The 23695-nt window shown below is 69.9% G+C and carries 14 protein-coding genes; 8 read left to right on the top strand and 6 right to left on the bottom strand.

The features are described from left to right. Nucleotides 1-236 precede the first annotated feature (236 nt). Complete coding sequence (locus ACIO3P_RS03750; protein WP_401788701.1) at nucleotides 237-1685, top strand: replication initiator; 1449 nt, start codon at nucleotides 237-239, stop codon at nucleotides 1683-1685. 503 nt (nucleotides 1686-2188) lie between these two features. On the opposite strand, the gene ACIO3P_RS03745 is transcribed toward ACIO3P_RS03750, so the two are convergent. Continuing rightward, nucleotides 2189-3775 carry a recombinase family protein gene (locus tag ACIO3P_RS03745; RefSeq protein WP_401788704.1) on the bottom strand — a complete coding sequence of 529 codons (1587 nt, stop codon included), beginning with the start codon at nucleotides 3773-3775 and terminating at the stop codon, nucleotides 2189-2191. A 176-nt stretch (nucleotides 3776-3951) separates the two neighbouring features. Here ACIO3P_RS03745 and dusB point away from each other — a divergent pair, with 176 nt between their 5' ends. The 5 genes from dusB (at nucleotide 3952) to ACIO3P_RS03720 (ending at nucleotide 15246) form a co-directional block, all read left to right on the top strand. Then, a complete protein-coding gene (dusB, locus tag ACIO3P_RS03740) occupies nucleotides 3952-5082 on the top strand; it encodes a tRNA dihydrouridine synthase DusB (protein ID WP_401788668.1) in 1131 nt (376 codons plus the stop codon). A gap of 167 nt (nucleotides 5083-5249) precedes the next feature. Beyond that, a complete protein-coding gene (locus ACIO3P_RS03735; protein ID WP_401850669.1) occupies nucleotides 5250-8606 on the top strand; it encodes a S8 family serine peptidase in 3357 nt (1118 codons plus the stop codon). Nucleotides 8607-9106: 500 nt separating this feature from the next. Next, entirely contained in the window at nucleotides 9107-11854 is a 2748-nt protein-coding gene (gene ppdK / locus ACIO3P_RS03730; protein WP_401788663.1) for a pyruvate, phosphate dikinase, read from the top strand. 674 nt (nucleotides 11855-12528) lie between these two features. Continuing rightward, complete coding sequence (locus tag ACIO3P_RS03725; RefSeq protein ID WP_329827204.1) at nucleotides 12529-13548, top strand: winged helix-turn-helix domain-containing protein; 1020 nt, start codon at nucleotides 12529-12531, stop codon at nucleotides 13546-13548. 351 nt (nucleotides 13549-13899) lie between these two features. Then, complete coding sequence (locus ACIO3P_RS03720) at nucleotides 13900-15246, top strand: endo-1,4-beta-xylanase (protein WP_401850903.1); 1347 nt, start codon at nucleotides 13900-13902, stop codon at nucleotides 15244-15246. Here ACIO3P_RS03720 and nirD read toward each other — a convergent pair. Then, nucleotides 15236-15631, bottom strand: a complete 396-nt coding sequence (gene nirD / locus ACIO3P_RS03715; RefSeq protein ID WP_401850666.1) for a nitrite reductase small subunit NirD — start codon at nucleotides 15629-15631, stop codon at nucleotides 15236-15238. The genes ACIO3P_RS03720 and nirD overlap by 11 nt on opposite strands. Then, entirely contained in the window at nucleotides 15628-18177 is a 2550-nt protein-coding gene (gene nirB / locus ACIO3P_RS03710; RefSeq protein ID WP_401850663.1) for a nitrite reductase large subunit NirB, read from the bottom strand. The genes nirD and nirB overlap by 4 nt, the downstream gene beginning before the upstream one ends. Before the next feature lie 266 nt (nucleotides 18178-18443). Here nirB and ACIO3P_RS03705 point away from each other — a divergent pair, with 266 nt between their 5' ends. Continuing rightward, nucleotides 18444-19223, top strand: a complete 780-nt coding sequence (locus tag ACIO3P_RS03705; protein ID WP_329827208.1) for a TSUP family transporter — start codon at nucleotides 18444-18446, stop codon at nucleotides 19221-19223. Nucleotides 19224-19293: 70 nt separating this feature from the next. Here the strand turns inward: ACIO3P_RS03705 and ACIO3P_RS03700 are convergent, their stop codons facing one another. From ACIO3P_RS03700 to ACIO3P_RS03690, 3 genes are all read right to left on the bottom strand, one after another. Next, nucleotides 19294-20082, bottom strand: coding sequence for an aminotransferase class IV (locus tag ACIO3P_RS03700; RefSeq protein ID WP_329827210.1), 789 nt, complete (start codon nucleotides 20080-20082; stop codon nucleotides 19294-19296). 70 nt (nucleotides 20083-20152) lie between these two features. Further along, nucleotides 20153-20818, bottom strand: a complete 666-nt coding sequence (locus ACIO3P_RS03695; RefSeq protein ID WP_401850901.1) for a vancomycin high temperature exclusion protein — start codon at nucleotides 20816-20818, stop codon at nucleotides 20153-20155. A 266-nt stretch (nucleotides 20819-21084) separates the two neighbouring features. Beyond that, nucleotides 21085-21996, bottom strand: a complete 912-nt coding sequence (locus ACIO3P_RS03690) for a LysR substrate-binding domain-containing protein (protein WP_329827212.1) — start codon at nucleotides 21994-21996, stop codon at nucleotides 21085-21087. 189 nt (nucleotides 21997-22185) lie between these two features. Here ACIO3P_RS03690 and ACIO3P_RS03685 point away from each other — a divergent pair, with 189 nt between their 5' ends. Further along, the gene (locus tag ACIO3P_RS03685) at nucleotides 22186-23694 is read left to right on the top strand and encodes a M20 family metallopeptidase (RefSeq protein WP_401850661.1); all 1509 of its coding nucleotides are present in this window, start codon (nucleotides 22186-22188) and stop codon (nucleotides 23692-23694) included. Nucleotide 23695: the final 1 nt, after the last annotated feature.

Raw genomic sequence — 23695 nt, 5'->3', positions numbered from 1 at the left:
TACCCGCTCACGAGAGGTGCGTACATGCCTCACCGCTACGTCCGCTGCCCGGTCTGCCGACGCGTCCGGGTCCGCACCATAGGCGGCCACCTCCGGCGCTGCCGCTGCTGCCGCGACCGGCGCCGCCGCAACCACTGACCCTCCCTCAACCACCAGAAGGAGAACTCCATGCGCCCCGTTCCCCGTTCGTCCCCGGCGGTCTCCACGACTGCCCCGCAAGGAAGGTCACCACCCCTATGAACGTCGTCACCGCTGCTGAGGCGCGGCGCTCCGCTCTGGACTGGGCGGGGCGTTCGCGCCTTCTCTCTGAGACGGAACGCGACCTGGTCCGCCTGGTCCAAGAGCCTGGCTTCCCCCGCTGGCTGGATCAGATCAAGGCCACCGGGGGATGCGCCCACCCGGTCTACCTCTCCGGCCGCACCACCACCCACGACACCACCACGGGCGCCGTGCTGCGCGACTACGACACGACGAGCGAGCCTGGCGGGCGGCTGGCCGTGCGCTGCCGCAACCGGCGTGCGAGCCGCTGTGGGCCCTGCTCCCGGCTCCACTCCGGGGACACCTTCCATTTGGTCCGCTCCGGGCTCCTCGGCGGCAAGACCATCCCCGAGACGGTCACTGCCCACCCCCGGCTCTTCGTCACCCTGACCGCCCCCTCATTCGGTGCCGTGCATCGAGCCACCCCGGACGGCGGCCCCTGCCACCCCCGGCGCGACGGCGGACACTGCGAGCACGGGCGGCCGGTCGGCTGCGGCCTCGTCCACACCCCCGACGCCCGGCCGGTCGGACAGCCCCTGTGCCCGGACTGCTACGACTACCCCTCACACGTGCTCTGGCACGCCCATGCCGGGGAGCTGTGGAACCGCACCATGAGGGGCATCCGCCGCTTCCTGGCCGGTCCAGCCGGCACATCCCAAGCACGCGTAAGCGATCACGTCCGGCTGTCGTTCGCCAAGGTCACGGAATACCAGCGGCGGGGCGCCGTGCACTTCCATGCCGTGATCCGCCTCGACGGCCCGGACGGCCCCGGCTCGCCCCCGCCGGGCTGGGCCACGACCCATGTGCTCGAAGAGGCGGTCCGCTCGGCTGCGGCGGCTGCGGAGGTTCCCATGCCCTACGTGTCCGGCCTCGGTGAGCACACCTTCGGATGGGGTGAGCAGATCGACGTACACCCCATCCGGCGGGCCTTCGCGGACGGCGGCCCCGTCACTGATGAGGCCGTGGCCGCGTACGTGGCCAAGTACGTGTCCAAGAGCGTCAACGACTCGACGGGCGGCGTCGACTACCCGATCAGCTCTGCGGAAGACCTCGACCTGGTCCCGCTGTCGGCACACCTGAGGGTCCTCATGGGCACGTGCTGGCGCCTGGGCGGCCTCGCCGGTCTCGAACACCTCCGCCTGCGGGCCTGGGCTCACACCCTCGGCTACCGGGGCCACACGCTGACCAAGAGCCGCCAGTACTCCACCACCTACACCGAACTGCGCGCGGCCCGTACCGCGCATCGCGCCGCCGCGTCCGGGCCACCCCTCGACCCGGACACCACCACCACCGAAGCGCATTGGCGATACGTCGGCTCCGGCCACACCCCGGCCGAAGCAGAGATCGCCGCCGGGATCGCCCAGGACCTCGCCCAACTGCGGGCCATCGTCCGAGACGAACTGCCCGGGGGGTGGTCGCGTGCATGATCACGATGGGCACACGGGATGGTTCCACTTTGATCAACCAGCGCCAAGTCAGATGGACCGCCCAATCTGGAGAGTGACGACGGAGTCACCCACGGTGGCGCGGGATGTGTCACGCGAACTGGGGGGCTTCTGGCGTGACCTTAAAACCGACACTGATCGAATTGAGCTGATCACGGCCGCCACCAATGTCTCTGTGGCGGTGGATGTAATGGCGGATACATTGTCATTCAGGCTTGGGAAGCAAATGCATTTGGGGCTCTTCTGTTTGCGCATCAATGGATGGAGCATGGAGGAGGTTATGTCCAGCTCGATGGCCGAACTGTCCGTTCTCGGAAAAGGGTCGCGGGCGGTACTGAGTATCGAGTATCTGAATGTGCCCATAAAGAATGGGATTTGCTTGCGGTACCAAAGGCCGGTCATTACGGCTTAAAGGAATTCGAAGCGCGAAAGGGCCCCGGGATAGTGAAACACCCGGGGCCCTTCCATGCTTTATTGGCGCGCCCTCAGTCCGTCTCGTCCTCAATGGGTGAGTAAGGGTTTATGCTCGTGATTTTCAGCCGCTTCTGAAGCCCAGTTGAACGAAGCTCAATCTTAACATCGAACTTTGCGAGCAATTCGCGACGCTTCGCGCTGTCCTTGGTTGCGTTCCATTCCTGCGCCACCGTCCGCCCCGTAGGGACCCATTCAATTCTGGGAGGGAGTTCCGGCAGATCTTTAATTTCCTCGATCTCCTCAAGGATTTTCTTGTACGTGAACCGATACCATTCGGCGTCGTCGGAGGAATTATAGAGACCTGCATTCCGGTCCTCCCTGAGCCTCTTTCGGTTTTCCTCCAGCTCGCTAATTCGAGCCGCGTGCCCGGTTCCTGGGATGAACTCGCTTCGCATGATTTCAGCATTCCCATGCCGCAAAAGGAACCACTCTCCCACTTTCGCATCCATTACCGAAACCAGCATGGTCGGCGATATTGGGCAAGTTTCAGGCGCCACGATCCCCTTGGATCGCGCCTTGCATGTGTATGAGGGCCTTTGGGGGCTGCCTCCGATATAGATGCGGAATCCGCAATTCCCGCATGAAGAACGAGAAATGCACATGTAGTCGCTTCTCGGGGCGCGCTCCTTCTTCCGCTTCTCGCCCTTCCCGTGCGCTCGCAGCTTGGCCAGCAGCGCACGCCTGGTCTCGGGGCTCCAGAGAGGCGGCGCGATTTGGATGGGCTTTCCGTCTTCTCCGATCACGGGCTTACCGTCGTGCATAAGCAGCCCAAGGCTTGCCTCACTGGAAAAAATGTGAGTAATCACCACGTCGGTCCACGGGGTTCCTTTTGGTTCGCGCCCATATTGCACGCGCCGACGATCCATGGGGCTCAGAATTCCGGCACGTGTCATTATCGCGGCCTCGCTCGAAGGGGTGATGAGGCCCGTTTCGTCAGTGAGATAGCGATCAGCCATATTCCGCGCTATTTCAACAGCCTTGCCTCCGGGGTCGTTCTCGAAAGTCAGATCGTCCAGTCCGACGGTTAGAGCCTTCCCCAGCGCGGTTTTGCGAATGTACCTATATCCGTAGGACACGGGTCCCCTTTTCCGTCCCTGATCCCGTGACCTTGTCGTCTCGTCCCGATTTCGCGTGCGGATGTTCCTATGTTCCATCTGGGCCCCAAGAGCCCTGATGGCCAGATCACTTTCCTCGCCCGGGTCGTTAAGGTCCCAAATTCCTACATGATCGGCGGTTACCAGAATGCGGCCTAGTTCGTGATTGGAATAAGCCGTGTTCAGGACGTCCCGCAAGTTACGGCCGATACGGTCAACGGCCGCTCCTACGATTCCGTCGTAGGGGCCCATCTCCCCCCGCAGCCACGGGCCGAACTGAGGTCGGGTCGTGGGGTCGGTAGAGCCGGACACCTCCCAGTCATCGGCCCAAGCGATGACGTGACCTCCGACAGAATCAGCAGCGCCCAAGATCTTGTCGCGCTGCTTGCCCGGGGAATGGGTCGTGTCCGTTCGGCGTGAAAGTCGACGGGTGGCCACTAGGCACTTTCCACACCCGTCGTACGGCGTTGTTTCCGGAGTGTCGTACATGCTGGTCTCGATCATCCCGGGCCCGCTTCCTCAAGTCGACTGCATTTAGAGGAAGTGCCTGATCAGAAGACTCAGGCAACAGACGGCCAGCACCAGTGTTTTCCGCCGGGGGCTCAGCTCAGGCATACCTCGATGGTACGGCTGACTAGTACGGCTAACTAATGAATGTCCCGGTGCGCGACAATGGCCGGATGACCGCCCCACTCACCATCGGCCCGTACCCCGTGACCCCGCCCGTCGTGCTCGCGCCCATGGCCGGAATCACCAATGCCCCCTTCCGCACCCTCTGCAGGGAGTTCAGCGGAGGGAAGGGGCTGTTCGTCAGCGAGATGATCACGACCCGGGCCCTGGTCGAGCGCAACGAGAAGACCATGCAGCTCATCCACTTCGACGCGACCGAGACGCCGCGTTCGATCCAGCTCTACGGGGTGGATCCGGTCACCGTCGGCAAGGCGGTCCGCATGATCGTGGACGAGGATCTGGCCGACCACATCGACCTCAACTTCGGCTGCCCGGTGCCCAAGGTGACCCGCAGGGGCGGCGGCTCCGCCCTGCCGTACAAGCGGCCCCTGCTGCGCGCGATCCTGCACGAGGCCGTCTCGAACGCGGGCGATCTGCCGGTGACGATGAAGATGCGCAAGGGCATCGACGACGACCACCTCACGTTTCTGGACGCGGGGCGCATCGCGGTCGAGGAGGGGGTGACGGCGATCGCGCTGCACGGCAGGACCGCCGCGCAGCACTACGGCGGCACCGCCGACTGGGAGGCGATCGCGCGCCTCAAGGAGCACGTACCGGAGATCCCGGTGCTCGGCAACGGCGACATCTGGTCGGCCGGGGACGCGCTGCGCATGGTGCGCGAGACCGGCTGCGACGGGGTGGTCGTGGGGCGCGGCTGCCTGGGGCGGCCATGGCTCTTCGGCGACCTGGTGGCGGCGTTCGAGGGTACGGGGACGGTCGCGGCGCCGACGCTGCGCGAGGTCGGCACCGTCATGCGGCGCCATGCCCAGCTCCTGGGGGAGTGGATCGGGGACGAGGCCCGCGGGGTGATCGACTTCCGTAAGCACGTGGCCTGGTACCTGAAGGGCTTCTCGGTCGGGTCGCAGCTCCGCAAGCAGCTCGCGATCACCTCGTCGCTCGCGGAGCTGGACGAGCTGATGGCCGGGCTCGACCTGGACCAGCCGTGGCCGGACGGCGCGGACGGGCCGCGCGGGCGTACGTCGGGGAACAACCGGGTCGTCCTGCCGGACGGCTGGCTGAAGGATCCGTACGACTGCGCGGGCCTCGGCGCGGACGCGGAGCTGGACACGTCCGGCGGCTGAATACCGCCCATGCACGTGGGCGCGCCCCATGAGCGGGGTGGTTGCCCCTGGGGTGCCCCTCCAAGGCGCGTTATCGAAACGTTATATTCCGGTCCACTGATCATCACACTGTCGCAGCAGCGTTCGTCTTTCTCTGACTCTCCGACGAGAAGGATGGGGCAGCTTCGATGCGCAGACCCAGCAGATCCGCTGGATACAGGGCGGGCGCCGTCGCCGTCGCGGTGGCGCTCGCCGCCGGACCGGCGATCACCGCCGGCGCCGTGACCCCGGGGGCACCCGGCGGTGGCCAGGGCTCCGGCCCGGATTCCGCTTCCTCCGGGGCCACGGTCACGCTGATCACCGGCGACCGGGTCGACGTGGACCGGCGCGGCAATGTGGCCCAGGTGCGTCCCGCCGAGGGCCGCGAGAACATACCGATGTCGGTGCGCCGGGACGGCGGCCGTACGTACGTGATCCCGACCGACGCCCAGCGGCTCGTCGGGCAGGGCACGGTGGACCGGCGGCTGTTCGACGTGACCGGCCTCGTCGAGGCGGAGTACGACGACGCCCACCGCGACACCCTCCCGCTGATCGTCTCGTACAAGAACGCGGGCGCCGGTACGGCGAAGTCGCGCGTCGCCGCTGCGGGCGCGAAGGCCGGGCGCAACCTCCCCGCCGTCGACGGCCAGGCCCTCTCGGCGGCCAAGGACGGCACCGACGGCGTGTGGCAGGCGCTGACCGCCGACGCGGGCAGGGCCGAGGCGCGGATCGCGGCCTCCGGCATCAGCCGTGTGTGGCTCGACGGCAAGCGCAAGGTCGACCTGGACAGGAGCGTCCCGCAGATCGGCGCGCCCACCGCGTGGGAGGCCGGGTACGAGGGCGACGGGGTGAAGGTCGCCGTCATCGACACCGGCGTGGACCAGACCCACCCGGACCTCGCGGGCGTGGAGGTCGAGGAGAAGAACTTCTCCGGCTCCGCCGACGCCGTGGACCGGGCCGGGCACGGCACCCACGTCGCCTCGACCATCGCGGGCAGCGGCGCCAAGGCCGGCGGAACGTACAAGGGCGTCGCCCCCAAGGCGCGGATCCTGGACGCCAAGGTCTTCGACGACGACGGGTACGGCTCCGACTCGGCCATCCTCGGCGCGATGCAGTGGGCGGCCGACCAGGGCGCCAAGGTCGCGAACATGAGCCTCGGCGGCTACGACGGCGCGGAGATCGACCCGCTGGAGGAGGCCGTCGACTCGCTCTCCGAGAGCAGCGGCATCCTCTTCGTCGTCTCGGCGGGCAACGCGGGCCCCGGCGCGGGCACCATCGGATCGCCCGGCAGCGCGGCGGCGGCCCTCACGGTCGGGGCCGTGGACCGCGAGGACGCCATCGCCGACTTCTCCTCCGTGGGACCGTCCGCCGACGGCTCGCTGAAGCCGGACATCACCGCGCCCGGCGTGGACATCGTCGCCGCGAAGGCCGCCGAGGGCACCCTCGGCTCCCCGGTGGGCGACGGCTACGTCGCCATGAGCGGTACGTCGATGGCGGCGCCGCATGTCGCGGGCGCCGCGGCGATCCTCGCGCAGCGCCACCCGGACTGGAGCGGCGAGCGGCTCAAGCGGGCCCTCACCGCCTCGGCCGTCGCCACCAAGGGGCTGACGGCGTTCCAGCAGGGCACGGGCCGTACCGACGTGGCGAAGGCGATCACCCAGACCGTCGTCACCGAGGAGACCTCGATCGGGTTCGGCACCCAGCGCTGGTCGGCGGAGGGATCGGATCCGGTCACCAAGGAGGTCACGTACCGCAACGAGGGGACCGAGGACATCACCCTCGATCTGGCGGCGGAGGCCGTCGGCCCCGACGGCAGTCCCGCACCCGAGGGTCTGGCCACGGCCGGGACGCGGCAGGTCACCGTGCCCGCCGGTGGCACGGCGAAGGCCGCGCTGACCCTGGACACCCGCGTCAGCGACCAGTACGGCGCCTTCTCCGGCGCGCTGGTGGCGAAGGAGGCCGGGGCGGCGAAGGCCACCGGCCAGAGCCTGCGCACGGCCTTCGGCGTCACGCGTGAGGTCGAGTCGTACGACGTCACCGTGAACCTGCTGAACGGGAACGGCGACCCGGCCGAGGCGTCCGTCGCGTTCGTCAACCGCGACACCGCCGAGCAGGCCGGAGCGTGGACCGGCGACGGGAAGGTCACCCTCCGCGTGCCCAAGGGCGACTATCTCGTGGACGCGCCGATCATCACCCCCAAGGGCGACCGGGACAGCGACGTCGCGCAGTTGATCCAGCAGAAGCTGAGCGTCACCGAGGACATGAGCATCGTCTTCGACGGGCGCGACACCAAGCCGCTCTCCATCACGGCCCCGGTGGCCACCGAGCCCGTGCAGGCGTCGGTGTCCTGGAACCTCGACATCGGCGACGGCGGCGCCTACGGCCTGTTCCTCCTGAACTCGCTGGACGGCTACTCCACCGGCTCGGTCGGCGGGAGCGTGTCGGGCAAGGAGTTCCAGGCCCAGGTCGGCACCATGCTGGCGGACGGCGGGGACACGTACAGCCTGCTCTACACGCGTGACGGCAGCATGTACGACGGCTTCACGCACCAGGCCGACAGGAGCGAACTCGCCGAGATCGAGGCGCTGGTGGGCGCCCCGGCGCCGGGCAAGGTGGGATCGGTCCACCCGATGTGGTGGAACGACTTCATGGGGATCGGCGGAGCGGGCAACCATGTCCCCCTCCCGTACACCTCGAAGCAGTACGTCACCACGCCGCCCGGCTACCGCTGGTCCTTCGGCGTGGGACAGGCGCCCGCCGGCGAGCCCTTCGACGGCGCGTACGAGGTCCTCTACGACCGGGACCAGGGCCGGAGGTACGAGGCGGGCGAGAGCTACGGCCTCACCCTCAACGTCGGTGTCTTCTCCCCGGACGCCCGGGCCGGGGACCTGCTCCGTGTCCAGGACTTCGCGGTCGTCTGCCAGCCGGTGTTCAGCGACACCTCGGGCCGCCCGGGACACTCCGGGCTGGCCGGCGTGAAGGCGACGGTGACGGTGGACGGGGAGATGTTCCAGGAGGGCAACGACCCCTGCGTCCAGATGTCCGGGCTGCCGGCCAAGTCGTCCGCGTACACGGTGCGGATCGAGGCGTCGCGCAAGCCCGAGGTCTCCCGGGTCTCCACCCGGGTCAGCGCCGAGTGGACGTTCACCTCCGCCTCGCCCGGGAACACGGTGGTCGCACTGCCGCTGTCCACCCTCGGCTTCGCCCCGAAGCTGACCCTGGCCAGCACCGCCGAGGCGGGCACGGCGCTGCGGGTCCCGCTCGTCGTGCAGGGCCACGCGGCCCGGAAGGGCATCGGCTCCCTGACGGTCGAGGCGTCCTACGACGGCGGTACCACCTGGCAGAAGGCGCCCGTCACCACCGAGAACGGTGAGCGCGGCATCACGCTGGACCACCCCGCGTCCGCCACCTCGGTCTCGCTCAAGGGCGCGCTGAAGGACACGGAGGGCAACGGTTACGAGGTGACGGTCATGGACGCCTACCTGCTGACCCCGCGGGCCTCCTGACCCCGCGGGCCCCCGCAGGTTTCCTGACACCGCGGGCCTCCTGACCCCGCAGGTTTCCTGACACCTCCTCCGCACCACCCCGTGCCCCCGGAGCCGCCCGGCTCCGGGGGCACATCCGTCACACCCGGGAGGCGTGTCGAGGGCGTGATTCTCGCCACGTTTGATGATGGAAAGGCTCAGATGAGCGGATCTTGAGAGGTGGGGGGATGGCTGTACCTCTGGAAAGGGTGGCACGCCGTGCCACCCTTTCTGCCTTCAAGAAGTGAACTCAGACGTCGATGTCAATGCTCATCTGAGCGCAAGAGGTCATGTCCGGGTCATGCCCGCTTCGAGGCGTGAAGGAGCGGCGCGCGCCCCGTCGCCGCCGGGGCGCTTTCGATCCGGTGGCGGACGAGCGGTTAAGGCCGTATGACAGTTAAGTGGCCGTACCCAGGCACCTTCGATCTGGGTATGTTCCTCGCCAGCCAGGTCAGCCACCGCGTCGTCGAGGAGTCGAGACCGTGCCGGACAACAGTGATTCCCACGTAGCCGCCTCGGAGCGGACAGCCGAACACTCCGACAAGTACGTCTACGACTTCACCGAGGGCAACAAAGACCTGAAGCATCTCCTCGGCGGCAAGGGCGCCAACCTCGCCGAGATGACCAACCTCGGGCTGCCCGTCCCGCCCGGCTTCACCATCACCACGGAAGCCTGCAACATCTACCTCGACAGCGGTACGGAACCGGCCGCCCTGCGCGACGAGGTCAGCGCCCATCTCGACGCCCTCGAAGCCCGGATGGGCAAGAAGCTCGGCCAGTCCGACGACCCGCTGCTCGTCTCCGTGCGCTCCGGCGCCAAGTTCTCCATGCCCGGCATGATGGACACCGTCCTCAACGTCGGCCTCTCCGACGCCTCGGTCGCCGGGCTCGCCGCGCAGGCGGGCGACGAGCGTTTCGCCTGGGACTCGTACCGCAGGCTGATCCAGATGTTCGGCAAGACCGTGCTCGGCGTCGACGGCGCGCTCTTCGAGGACGCGCTCGACGAGGCCAAGCAGGCCAGGCAGGCCGCCACCGACGTCGATCTGCCCGTGGCCGACCTGAGGAAACTCGTCGAGCACTTCAAGAAGATCGTCACGCGCGAGGCGGGCCGGGACTTCCCGCAGGACCCGCGCGAGCAGATGGATCTCGCGATCCGCTCGGTCTTCGAGTCCTGGAACACCGACCGCGCCAAGCTCTACCGCCGCCAGGAGCGCATCCCCGGCGACCTCGGCACGGCCGTCACCATCTGCTCCATGGTCTTCGGCAACCTCGGCCCCGACTCGGGCACCGGCGTCGCCTTCACCCGCGACCCGGCCAGTGGCCACCAGGGCGTCTACGGCGACTACCTCCAGAACGCGCAGGGCGAGGACGTCGTCGCGGGCATCCGCAACACCGTCCCCCTCGCCGAGCTCGCCACCATCGACCAGGCGTCGTACGAGCGGCTCCTGGCCATCATGGAGACCCTGGAGACCCACTACCGGGACCTGTGCGACATCGAGTTCACCATCGAGCGCGGCCAGTTGTGGATGCTCCAGACCCGCGTCGGCAAGCGCACCGCCGGGGCCGCCTTCCGCATCGCCACCCAGCTCGTGGACCAGGGGCTGATCGACGAGGCCGAGGCGCTCCAGCGCGTCAACGGCGCCCAGCTCGCGCAGCTCATGTTCCCGCGCTTCGACGAGGCCGCCAAGCGCGAGCTGCTGGGGCGCGGCATCGCCGCCTCGCCGGGCGCCGCCGTCGGCAAGGCCGTCTTCGACTCGTACACCGCCATCAAGTGGTCGCGCTCCGGCGAGAAGGTCATCCTCATCCGCCGCGAGACCAACCCCGACGACCTCGAAGGCATGATCGCCGCCGAGGGGATCCTCACCTCGCGCGGCGGCAAGACCTCGCATGCCGCCGTCGTCGCCCGCGGCATGGGCAAGACCTGTGTCTGCGGCGCCGAGGAGCTGGAGGTCGACACGAAGGCGCGCCGGCTCACCGCGGGCTCCACCGTCATCGAGGAGGGCGACGTCGTCTCCATCGACGGCTCGACCGGCAAGGTCTACCTCGGTGAGGTCCCCGTCGTGCCGTCGCCCGTCGTGGAGTACTTCGAGGGCCGGATGCACGCGGGCGCCGACGACGCCGACGAACTGGTCGAGGCCGTCCACCGGATCATGGCGTACGCGGACCGCCGCCGCCGGCTGCGCGTACGCGCCAACGCCGACAACGCCGAGGACGCCCTGCGCGCCCGCCGCTTCGGCGCCCAGGGCATCGGGCTCTGCCGTACGGAGCACATGTTCCTCGGCGAGCGGCGCGAGATGGTCGAGAAGTTGATCCTGGCCGACACCGAGGACGAGCGGGAGACGGCACTGGGTGCCCTGCTGCCGCTCCAGAAGAAGGACTTCATCGAGCTGTTCGAGGCGATGGACGGTCTGCCGGTGACGGTCCGGCTCCTCGACCCGCCGCTGCACGAGTTCCTGCCCGACATCACCGAGCTGTCGGTACGGGTCGCCCTCGCCGAGGCACGCAAGGACCACAACGAGAACGATCTGCGCCTCCTCCAGGCCGTGCACAAACTCCACGAGCAGAACCCCATGCTCGGGCTGCGCGGGGTCCGGCTCGGCCTGGTCATCCCCGGGCTCTTCGCCATGCAGGTACGGGCCATCGCGGAGGCCGCCGCCGAGCGCAAGAACGCCAAGGGCGACCCACGCCCCGAGATCATGATCCCGCTCGTCGGCACGGTCCAGGAGCTGGAGATCGTCCGGGACGAGGCCGAGCAGGTCATCTGCGAGGTCGAGCGCGCGACCGGCTGCGAACTCAAGCTGGCGCTCGGCACGATGATCGAATTGCCGCGCGCGGCGCTGACCGCCGGGCAGATCGCGGAGGCCGCCGAGTTCTTCTCGTTCGGCACGAACGACCTCACCCAGACCGTCTGGGGCTTCTCCCGCGACGACGTGGAGGCCAGCTTCTTCACCGCGTACCTGGAGAAGGGCATCTTCGGGGTCTCGCCGTTCGAGACCATCGACCGCGACGGCGTGGGCGCGCTGGTACGGAGCGCCGCCGAGGCGGGCCGGGCCACCCGCCCCGGGCTCAAGCTGGGCGTCTGCGGGGAGCACGGCGGCGACCCGGAGTCGGTGCACTTCTTCCACGAGGTCGGCCTCGACTACGTCTCCTGCTCGCCGTTCCGGATCCCGGTGGCGCGGCTGGAGGCGGGGCGCGCGGCGGCGGAGTCGGCCGGCAGCGACTCGCGGTAGCGGAGGCGACGGGGCCGCCGTGGCCCCGTACCGGACACCGGGGCCGCTCCCGCGGTTCATCCCTCACCCTCGCCGGGCCGGCGGGGGCGGCCCCGGGGTACAGAGGGGGCGGGCGTGCTGTGCGGTGCGCCCGCCCCTGTGACGTCTCCGCAGACGCCGCCGTTGACGTCTCCGCAGAAGTCCCCGCGGACGCCGCCGTTGACGTCTCCGCAGAAGTCGCTGTTGACGTCTCCGCAGACGTCGCCGCCGACGTCTCCACAGAAGTCGCCGCTGACGTCGCCGCAGACGTCCTCGTCGACGTCCCCGCGCGGGGAATGCGACAGCGGTTTCCGGCACGGCCGGTGAACGCGGCCCGGTGTTGACGGAGTTGAATAAGAATCAGCGGAGAGGGGCACGGCCGGAGGATCCCCACCCACCGGCCGTGCCCATTACGCGAGCCGGACATGGAGCCGCAACCCGTACCGACCGCCGCCGAGCGTGCAAAGCCCCCCACGGCCTTCGTCACGCCTTTTCGGTCGTTCAGGTTTCATGCCCGACGAGGTACAGCTTTTCGCTGGACGAGGGGCCTCCGCGATGCGTTTCAACTGTGGCTGAAACACCGTGGTAACAGCAGGTGATGGCGTGCATACTCAGTGATGGGGCGCGATGGTGGACGCAACAGGTGGGGATGAGAAGTGCTGCGTATTCATTTCACCGGCAAAGACCTGGGTGGGGTCAGGATGGCTGCCGGGCCCGATCCGCTGTGGGAGACGATTCTCAGTTTTCATCGAATACGGGATCGGCGCGGACCGCTTGTCTACGGGGAATGGCGCGAGGAAACGCGTACCAGGTTGAAAGGTGAAACAAGCCTGCTCTCGGCGCTCGTTCCGCGGCGCGGCTATTTCCCGGATTTCCTCACCCCCGCGCAAGGCCGCCTCGGCATGGAGGCGGGGCTCGAAGCGCTGCGCGCGACCCCGCAGGAGCGGGTCCGCGCCGAACTGGCCCTGCTCGCCGTCGGCGGAGCCCGCCCGGCGCGCAAGGACCCCGGCCGGCGCCTCGCCCCGCTCGCCGACGGCGGCCCCGGCTGTCTCGCCCGGCTCGTGGAGGCGCTGCGTACGTACTACCGCGTCGCCGTCGAGCCGTACTGGCCGCAGATCCGGGCCAGGGTCGACGGCGACCGCGCGCTGCGCGGCCGGGCCCTGCTCGACGGCGGCGCCGGCCGGCTGCTCGCCACGCTCCCGCCGATGCTGCGCTGGTCCGGCCCCGTCCTGGAGGCCGACTATCCCGTACAGCGCGAACTGCGCCTGGACGGGCGCGGGTTGCTGCTCCAGCCGTCCTTCTTCTGCCGCTCCACGGCGGTGGTCCCCCGGGATCCCGGGCTGCCGCCCGTGCTGGTCTACCCGGTCACCCACTCCGACGCGCCCGCCGCCGCCGAGCGCTGCGGCCCCACGCTCGGCCGGCTCCTCGGCCACACCCGCTCCGCGGTCCTCCAGGCCATCGAGCAGGGCGCGACCACCAGCGAACTCGCCCGCAGGACAGGCGTGTCGCTCGCCTCGGCCAGCCAGCACGCCTGTGTGCTGCGGGAGTCGGGCCTCGTCGTCACCCTGCGCCACGGCAACGCCGTGCTGCACACGGTGACCCCGCTGGGCACGGCCCTGCTGCGGGGCCGTGCCACGGCGGACGGGCTCTACGCCCGGGGGCCGGTCATCTCGTAGGCGATCCCGCCGGAGAACAGAGGGGGGAGGCGGGCGCCGAGAACCGGGGAGCCGGAGCGGGAGCCGGGGAGGGGGTGGGCGCCGTCGGGGCGCCTTCGCCTTCGCCGTCGCCCGTTGACGAACGTCAGCCGCGCCTCTACCTTCCTCCCTGCGCCACGCTCGAAAGTTTCAGCGAACTTTCCGAAACGTCAGGAGCCTCCACGAGAAGGGACGATCGTGAGGAATCTCCGCGCCTTGATCAGCCCCAGCCCCAAACTCAGACCCGGACCCAGGCCCAGCCCCAGGCCCGGACTCAGACCCGGCCCCGGCGCCCGTGCCCTCGCGGCGCGCGCCGCGGCCACCGTCTCCGCCCTGACCGCCGCGGCCGTCGCCCTGGTCGGATTCGCCGCCCCGGCCCACGCCGCCGACCCCGTTCTGCGGGACCTCGCCGCGGCCAAGGGGATCTACTACGGCACCGCCGTCACCGCGTCGAAGCTGACCGGTACGTACGGCAGCATCACCGGCGCCCAGTTCAACTCCATCACCCCCGGCAACGAGATGAAGTGGGGATCGGTCGAGCCGACCCGCGGTTCCTTCAACTGGGGCGGCGCCGACCAGGTGGTGAACTTCGCCGCGGCCAACGGGCAGAAGGTCCGCGGCCATACGCTCGTCTGGCACAGCCAGATGCCCAACTGGCTGGCCAACGGCACCTTCAGCGACGCCGAACTGCGCACGATCATGACCGACCACGTCACCACCGAGACCGCCCGCTACCAGGGGAAGATCGACCACTGGGACGTCGTCAACGAGCCGCTCAACGAAGACGGCACGATGCGGGCCAGCAAGTTCTACACCCAGCTCGGCGAGTCCTACATCGCCGACGCCTTCCGGGCCGCGCGCGCCGCCGATCCCGCCGCCAAGCTGTACATCAACGACTACAACACCGATGGTACGGGCGCCAAGAGCAACGGGATGTACGCACTGGTCCAGCGGCTCAAGGCGCAAGGCGTCCCGATCGACGGTGTCGGCTTCCAGGGCCATCTCATCCTCGGCCAGGTGCCGTCCACCCTCCAGGCCAACCTCCAGCGCTTCGCCGACCTCGGTGTGGACGTGGCGATCACCGAACTCGACATCCGGATGACGCTGCCCGCCACCGACGCCCAACTCGCCCAGCAGAAGAACGAGTTCAAGGCGGTCACCAGCGCCTGTCTGGCTGTCGCTCGCTGTGCGGGCGTCACGGCGTGGGGCTTCACCGACTCCGACTCGTGGATCCCTGACGTCTTCCCCGGCCAGGGCGCGGCCACCCCGTACGACGCCAACTTCCAGCCCAAGCCCGCCTATTACGGCATCGCCGAAGCCCTCGGCTGGAGCGGTGACGGCGGCGGTCCCACGCCGACGACCGGCTGCGCGGTCTCCTACACCGTGCAGAGCCAGTGGAACACCGGCTTCACCGCCAACGTGACGCTGAGGAACACCGGCACGACCCCGGTCAACGGCTGGACGGTGCGCTGGACCTGGCCCTCGGGCCAGAGCGTCACCTCGGCGTGGAACACCACCCTCACCCAGTCGGGCAGCCAGGTCACCGCCGTCAACGCCGCCCACAACGCGGCGATCGCGGTGGGCGGTTCGACGTCCTTCGGCTTCAACGGCGCCTGGAGCGGCGGCAACACCGCCCCGAGCGCCTTCACGCTCAACGGCACCGCCTGCACTATGTCGTAGCGGTCACCAGCGCCTCGTCCCCTGCCGGCGCCTCGTCCCCTACCCGCGCCCGCACGCGTACCTCGTACGCCTGGACGGCGACCTCCTCGTCGTCCAGGCAGCGGCCGGTCGCCAGCTCGAAGCGCTGCTTGAGCAGCGGGGACGCCACGAAGATCCGCCCCTCGTACGTGCCGGTCAGGCCCCGGGAGAGGACGTACGCCCCGGAGAACGGATCCCGGTTGGAGACCGCGTACGGCCGCCCCGACCGGTCCAGGAACAGCGCCACCTGACGGCCGTCCGGCAGCAGCGCGGCCACCCCGCGCCCCGGGGTGAGCGCGGCCACCGCGCAGACGGGGAACCACGTACCGTCCCCGAGCAGCACTTCCAGCGTGTCTGATGCGGTCATCGGGCGGTCGCCCCTTCCAGGGTGAGGAAGACCAGGTCCGGCTTGACCTGATCGCGTTCCGGTACGAACTTCACCGACGGGTCCGGCGCGTCGGGCGCGTTGACGAACGAGACGAACCGCCGCAGCCGCTCCGGGTCGTTGATGGTCTCCGCCCACTCGTCGCGGTACCCGGCGACATGCGCCGCCATCAGCCCCTCCAGCTCCGCGCAGAGCCCCAGCGAGTCATGGACCACCACGTCCCGCACATGGTCCAGACCGCCCTCGATCCGCTCCAGCCACGCGGACGTACGCTCCAGCCGGTCGGCGGTGCGGATGTAGAACATCAGGAACCGGTCGATCAGCCGTACCAGTCCCTCGTCGTCGAGGTCCTGCGCCAGCAGATCCGCGTGGCGCGGGTCGGCGCCGCCGTTGCCGCCGACGTACAGGTTCCAGCCGCTCGCCGTGGCGATGATCCCGAAGTCCTTGCCGCGCGCCTCCGCGCACTCCCGCGCGCACCCCGACACCGCCGACTTCAGCTTGTGCGGCGAGCGCAGCCCCCGGTAGCGCAGCTCCAGGTCGATGGCCATCTTCACCGAGTCCTGGACGCCGTAGCGGCACCAGGTCTGCCCCACACAGGACTTGACCGTACGCAGCGACTTCCCGTACGCGTGCCCCGACTCGAAGCCCGCGTCCACCAGCCGCGTCCAGATCAGCGGCAACTGGTCCACGCGGGCGCCGAACAGATCGATCCGCTGGCCGCCCGTGATCTTCGTGTAGAGGCCGAAGTCCCGGGCCACCTCCCCGATCACGATCAGCTTCTCCGGCGTGACCTCGCCGCCGGGGATGCGCGGCACGATCGAATACGACCCGTTGCGCTGGATGTTGGCGAGGAAGTGGTCGTTGGTGTCCTGGAGCGCGGCCTGTTCGCCGTCCAGCACATAACCGCTCACCCCCAGCGCCGGGGCGAGCGAGGCGATGATCGAGCCGACGGCCGGCTTGCAGATCTCGCAGCCGTCACCGCCGCGCGCCCCCTCACGGCCGTGCGAGTCGAGCAGCCCGGCGTACGAGGTGACCCGCAGGGTGCGGACGATCTCGTACAACTCGCTCCGGGTGTACGGGAAGCAGCCGCACAGCCCCTGGTCGGCCGGCCCGTTGCCGCTCGCGGCCAGCAACTGGCCGATCACCTTGACGCAACTGCCGCACCCCGTACCCGCCTTGGTGCACTTCTTCACCTCGGGCAGCGAGGAACAGGCGCAGATGGCGCCCTTGCTGACGTTGTGACAGCTACAGACCACCGCCTCGTCCGGCAGCGACTCCGGGCCCATCGCCGCCGGCGCGCCGACCCCGGCCGGCACCACCAACCGGGCGGCGGGGACCGGCGGTACGCTCCCGGTGAGCGGGCGCAGCATGCCGTACGCGTCGGCGTCCCCGACGAGCACCCCGCCGAGCAGGGTGCCCTCCCCGTCCACCACCAGCTTCTTGTAGACACCGGCCTGCGGGTCGGAGTAGACGACGTCCAGCGAGCCGGGCGCGGCGCCGTGCGCGTCGCCGAACGACGCCACGTCCACGCCCAGCAGCTTCAGCTTGGTCGACAGATCGGCGCCGGTGAAACCGCCGCCGGCCGGGCCGCCCCCGTCCGCCGCCAGGGCGTCCGCGACCGTCGTCGCCATCTCGTACCCGGGCGCCACCAGCCCGTACACCCGGCCGTCCGACGCCAGCGCGCACTCGCCGATCGCGAAGACGGCGGGGTCGGACGTCCGGCACCGCGCGTCGACCACGATCCCGCCGCGCTCACCGACCGCCAGCCCGGCGTCGCGGGCGAGCTGGTCGCGCGGGCGCACGCCCGCCGAGAAGACGACGAGATCGGTGTCGAGCGAGGTGCCGTCCGACAGCGCCATGCCGGTGACGGTCCCGTCGGCGTCCGTCGTCACCTCCCGCGTCCCCACGCCCGTGTGGACGGTCAGCCCCATCGACTCGATCGTGCGCAGCAGGGCCGCCCCGCCGCCGTCGTCGATCTGCACGGGCATCAGCCGGGGGGCGAACTCCACGATGTGCGTGGCGAGCCCGAGCCCCTTGAGCGCGCCCGCCGCCTCCAGACCGAGCAGCCCGCCGCCGACGACCGCGCCGGTGCGGGCCGTCATCGCGTACTCCTCGATCGCGAGCAGATCCTCGATCGTGCGGTAGACGAAACAGCCGGTCGCGTCCTTGCCCGGCACCGGCGGCACGAAGGGGTACGAGCCGGTGGCCAGCACGAGCGTGTCGTAGGAGAAGACCCGCCCGGCCCGCGAGGTGACCGTACGGGCGGCGCGGTCGACGGCCTCGGCCGGGTCACCCACGTACAGCTCGATGGAGTGGCGCGCCATGAAGTCCGGCTCGGCGAGGGCGAGATCCTCGGGCGTACGGCCGTCGAAGTACGAGCTGAGCCGCACCCGGTCATAGGCGGGGCGCGGCTCCTCGCACAGCACCACGACCCGGGCCCGCTCGGTCACGCCGCGCTCGGCCAGGGCCTCCAGGAACCGCTGGCCGACCATTCCGTGGCCGACGACCACGATCGTGGGGGTGGACATCTCGGGGGCCTCCATCGGTAGGTCGTGGCTGGAAGCCTGCGCGGCGGCGGTTACCCGGCCGCATCGCCGCCGTTTCCCGGACGGAACGCTGTGCTCAGCGTGGTCGGCGCGCGGGTGTGAGGGGCGGTGGGGGAAGGGGGGAGAGGGGAGGGGTGCGGCGCGGGGAGAAGTGTGCGGCGAGGGGAGAAGCGTGCGGCGCGGGGCGCGGGAAGGCGGTCGCAGATGTCGTTGGACAGGGCACGTACCCGCTTCATAAGGTCACGACCATGCCCGACATATCGCTGACCGTGCTCGTTCTGCTCTGCCTCGCCGCCGCCGCGGCGGGCTGGATCGACGCCGTGGTCGGCGGGGGAGGGCTGCTGCTCCTGCCCGCGCTGCTGCTCGGCCTGCCGCACACCTCCGCCGCGCACATCCTCGGCACCAACAAGGCCGTGGCGATCGTCGGCACCACGGGCGCGGCGGTCACATACGCGCGCCGGGCGCCGGTCGCTGTGGGGACGGCGGTACGGATCGGGCTCATGGCCCTCGCCGGGTCGATGACCGGCGCGTTCTTCGCGGCCGGGATCAGCAGCGAGACGCTGCGGCCGGTGATCATGGTGGTGCTGCTGGGGGTGGCCGCCTTCGTGATGCTGCGGCCGTCGTTCGGCCGGGAGCAGGCGGGCGGCCCGGTGGGGCGGCAGCGGACGATCCTCGCGATCGTGCTGGTGGGCGGCGGGATCGGCTTCTACGACGGGCTCTTCGGGCCGGGTACGGGAACGTTTCTCGTGCTGGGGCTCACCGCCGTCCTCCACCTGGATCTGGTGACGGCGTCCGCCACCGCGAAGATCGTGAACGTCTGCACCAACGCCGGGGCGCTCGCCATGTTCGCCTACCAGGGCACGGTGCTGTGGCAGCTCGCCGGGCTGATGGCGGTCTTCAACCTGGCGGGCGGGATGTTCGGCGCGCGCATGGCGCTCCGCAAGGGCAGCGAGTTCGTCCGCGGGGTGCTGCTGGTGGTGGTGTTCTCGCTGGTCGCGAAGCTCGCGTTCGACCAGTGGACGGCGTGAGGGCGCCTGCTGCGGTGTGACCTCCCTGCTACGGCCGGCCGCCCCTGCTACGGCCGACCTCTGATGTGGCTCAGATCCGGTCCCACGCCACGCCCTCGTACACCTCGCGCACCGTCTTGACCAGCGCCTCGTCCCCCGGCAGGACCGTCCCGTCGATCCGGTCGACCGGCGCGATTCCGTGCGAGTTGGTGACGAACGCGGTCCGGAACGAGGAGAGCTCCGCGAGGGTCACCTCACGGCGTACGGAGCGGAGCCCGGCGGCCGGGAGCAGCGGCTCCACCAGCTCCATGGTGATGCCGTTCAGGGCCGGGGCGTCCGGCCAGACCACCGAAGTGCCGTCCCAGAAGGCGACATTGGCGATCGCGGTCTCCGACACCACCCCGGCCGCGTCGACGAGCAGCGCGTCGTCGAAGCCCGCGCGCCGCGCCAGCCGCCCGTAGTGGATCTGGGCGAAGCCCCCGAGATGCTTGATGTGCGGAACAGGGCGCTCGTACGTGACCGACGTCAGGCCCTGCGCCCGCTCGGCCAGGTCCACGGGCGGCCGTACGGTCACCATCAGCGTCGGTTCGGGCGTGCCGTCCGGCCGGTGGACGTACACCCGGGCCGAGGCGTCCCGTACCGTACCGAGCGCGTGCCGCAGCAGCTCCCGTACGTGCGCACCGTCCAGCCCGGTGCCGAACAGTTCGCGGGTCGCGGAGTCCAGCCGGGCGAGGTGCCGGCCGAGGCCGCGGGTCCTGCCGTCCCTGACCTGGAGGGCGGTGAAGTGCCCGTACGAGTCGAGCGCGCGCAGGCGCAGGTCGTCGGCGGTGGCGGGCTGTCCGTCGACCTCGGTCACGAGCAGCGGCGGAGGGGTCGTCATACCCCCACCGTATGCCGGAGGAGGCCATGGCCCGACCCCACTCCTGGCCGAGGCGGCAGGCCCCCTGTTGCTACGGAACGTACCGGCCGACCGCGACCGTACGCGCGTGGTCCAGCGCCTCGGCCACCCCCGGTTCGGCCGGCCCGAGGAAGGTGGGCTGCCGGTCCGTGGCGGCGTCGGCCGCCGCTTTCCCGGAGGCGAAGATCTCCCGTACCGCGCCGTAGTACCAGGTCACGTTGTGCGGCTCCGTGACCCCGACGCCGTACACGTCGATCCCCGCCGTACCGCAGAGCGCCACCGCGCGCCGGACATGGAAGCTCTGCGTCACCAGCAGCGCCCGCTCGACCCCGAAGATCTTCTTGGCCCTCACGCACGAGTCCCAGGTGTCGAAACCCGCGTAATCGCTGACGATCCGCCGGTCGGGAACGCCGCGCTCCACGAGGTAGGCGCGCATGGCGTCGGGCTCGTCGTACTCCACCCGGCTGTTGTCGCCGGTGACCAGTACGACCTTCACCCGGCCCGCTCGGTACAACTCGGCGGCGGCGTCGAGCCGGTGGGCCAGATACGGCGAGGGTCGGCCCTCCCGCAGCCCGGCGCCGAAGACCACGGCGACGTCCCTGGCCGGGGCGTCCGCGACCGTACGGACCCGGCTGTCCGCGACCGCGTGCATCCAGCCCGCGGGCGCCAGCGCGAACACGCAGGCCAGCATGGCGGCCTGCACGGCGCGCCGCCGCATACGTGGCTCACCCAGCAGCGCCTTCAGCCTCGCCGGCTTCAGCCCTGTCAGTGCCTTCACTGCCGTGAGTGACTTCAGCGCTTGCGCCGGTCTCGGCAGTGGCATGTTCCCCCCAGAGGTGGTCCCCGTTCGGTGGGCCCGGGCGGCCACCTTCCTGTACGACGATCAGCGGCGCCGAATGGTTCGCGCGGGGCACTTCCGCCGTTCCGCTGGTCGCCGCCCGCTGGCCGCTGGTCGCTGCCCGCTGCCCGCTGCCCGCTGGTCGCTCAGGGCCCTTCCGTGTGCGTGACGAGGTGCGCGAGAAAGGCGGAGACGGCTGCGGGGAGGGCTCTGCGGGCCATGGACTGGATCTGCACGCTGCGGCGGGACAGTTCGGGATTTCTGATCGGCACGGCCTTCATCCCGTCGGTGCCCAGCCGCCGCCGTATCGTCAGATACCCCACGAGCGTGACCCCGCCCCGCATCCGGACGAAGCTCTCCAGCGCGCCCGAGTAGTTGCTGACAAAGGCGGGTTCGAAAGCCAGCCCCTCCAGGCTCACGCAGATGTCGAAGACCTGCCTGATCGTCGTGCCTTGCTCCATGACGGCCAGCGGATACGGCAGCAGGTCGGCGAGCCATATCTCCTCGCGGTCGGCGAGAGGGTGTCCGTCGGGCATCAGCGCGTAGATCGGCTGGGCCGCGGAGAACTCCACCCGGATGTCCTTCTCCGGCGCGAGGCTGTACGTCACGGCCAGATCGGCGGTGCCGTCACGGACCTGCTGGGTCGCTCCCCCGGGGGAGGTGACATGGAGCTGGAACTGAACTCCTGGATATTTCTCGCGGAATGCGACGATGGTTTCCGGAAGGAAATCGCGGGCGAATCCCTCGGAGCTGGCCAGCCGGATCGTGCTGTGCCGCAGTGCGCCGAGACTCCGGATATCGGTGAGGGCCTGCTCGGATTCGAGCTGATGGCGTCTCGCATAGGCCGCCAGTATTTCTCCCGCCTCGCTCAGCACCATTCCTCGGGGCCGCCGTTCGAACAGCGGCACGCCGATGTCGTGCTCCAGCTTGGCGATCTGCCGGCTGATCGCCGAGGCCGCCACATGCAGGCGCTCGGACGCCTGGCCGATGGAGCCGATGTGCGCCACTTCCAGGAAGTAGCGCAGCCCGGAACCCGTCAGATCCATCGTGCCGCTCACCGCCCCTCGTTCCCCGGCCTGTCAATGCCGTGTCCGTTGCCCATCGGGCAAGGGTGCCTTCTGATTATTGCAATTGTGTCAACCCGTGCGTCTCAGTAGCCTGCCATCCCAATGACGCGAATTCGATTCGCGGTAAATGTTTTCCCCGGATGTCCTGATGTTTCCTCGGTATGACGAGAAAGGGTCACCGTGACGCGCTCCGCAGCAATCGACCGGGCAGTCGACTACTTCGATTCCGGCTCCTTTCTGGCAGATCTTGAACGAAGGGTGGCGATACCCACCGAAAGCCAGGCCACCGAGAGCCAGGCCGCCGAGAGCCAGGCCGCCGAGAGCCAGGCCGCCGACCCGGTGGACGGGCTCCGGTCGTATCTCGAAGCGGAGATGATCCCCGCCCTCACCCGCCTCGGGTGCACCACCCGCATCGTGGACAACCCCGTCGCCGGCCGGGGCCCCTTCCTGGTCGCGCGGCGCCACGAGGCCGACGAGCTGCCGACCGTACTCGTCTACGGGCACGCCGATGTGGTCCTCGGTGAGGCGGAGCGGTGGCGGGTCGGGCTCGAACCCTGGCGCGTGGTGGTCGAGGGGGACCGCTGGTACGGGCGCGGCACCGCCGACAACAAGGGCCAGCACACCGTCAACCTGGTCGCCCTCGACCAGGTGCTGCGCACCCGGGGCGGACACCTCGGCTTCAACCTCAAGGTGATCATCGAGACGGGTGAGGAGTCCGGCTCGCCGGGGCTCGCCGAGGTCTGTGCCCTGCTCAAGGACGAACTGTCGGCGGATCTGCTGATCGCCTCCGACGGGCCGCGCGTCCACGCCGAGCGGCCCACCCTCTTTCTCGGTTCGCGCGGCACGACCGCCTTCACCCTGCGCGTACCGCTGCGTGAACGCGCCCACCACTCGGGCAACTGGGGCGGGCTGCTGCGCAACCCCGCGACCGTACTGGCCAACGCCCTGTCCACCCTGGTGGACGGCCGGGGCCGGATCCTCGTCCCCGGGCTGCGGCCGGACGCCGTACCCGAGAGCGTCAGGGCCGCCCTGGCCGACATCACCGTGGGCGGCGGCAAGGACGACCCGGCCGTGGACGAGGGCTGGGGCGAACCGGGGCTCACCCCAGCCGAACGGCTCGTCGGCTGGAACACCCTCGAAGTGCTCGCCCTGTCGGCCGGCGACCCGGTCGCCCCGGTGGGCGCGATCCCCGGCACCGCCCACGCCCACTGCCAGCTCCGCTTCGTGGTCGGCACCGACCCGGCCACCCTCGGGCAGGCCCTGCGCGACCATCTCGACCGGCACGGCTTCCCCATGGTCGAGGTCGAGGTGGGCTGGACCATGCGGGCCACCAGGACCGACCCGGACGACCCGTGGGTGCGGTGGGCGGCCCGGTCGGTGGAGCGCACCACGGGCGAGCCGCCCGCCGTCCTGCCCAACCTCGGCGGATCCATCCCCAACGACGCGTTCGCCGACGTACTCGGGCTGAGCACGGTGTGGGTGCCGCACTCCTACCCCGCCTGCGCCCAGCACGCGCCGGACGAACACCTCCTCGCACCGCTGGCGCGCCAGGCGCTCCAGATCATGGCGGGCCTCTTCTGGGACCTCGGCGACGGACCCGGCGACGGCGACGGACCCGGCGACGGCCGCGGACCCGGCGATGGACCGAGTCACGAGGGCGATGGCCCGATTCACGAGAAGGGGCACTGAC

It is taken from the genome of Streptomyces sp. NPDC087310, from assembly GCF_044744405.1.
In the GTDB taxonomy this organism is placed as follows: domain Bacteria; phylum Actinomycetota; class Actinomycetes; order Streptomycetales; family Streptomycetaceae; genus Streptomyces.
Note: the sequence above shows the minus strand (reverse complement) of the source record. Positions and strands in the feature narration are given on the sequence as shown.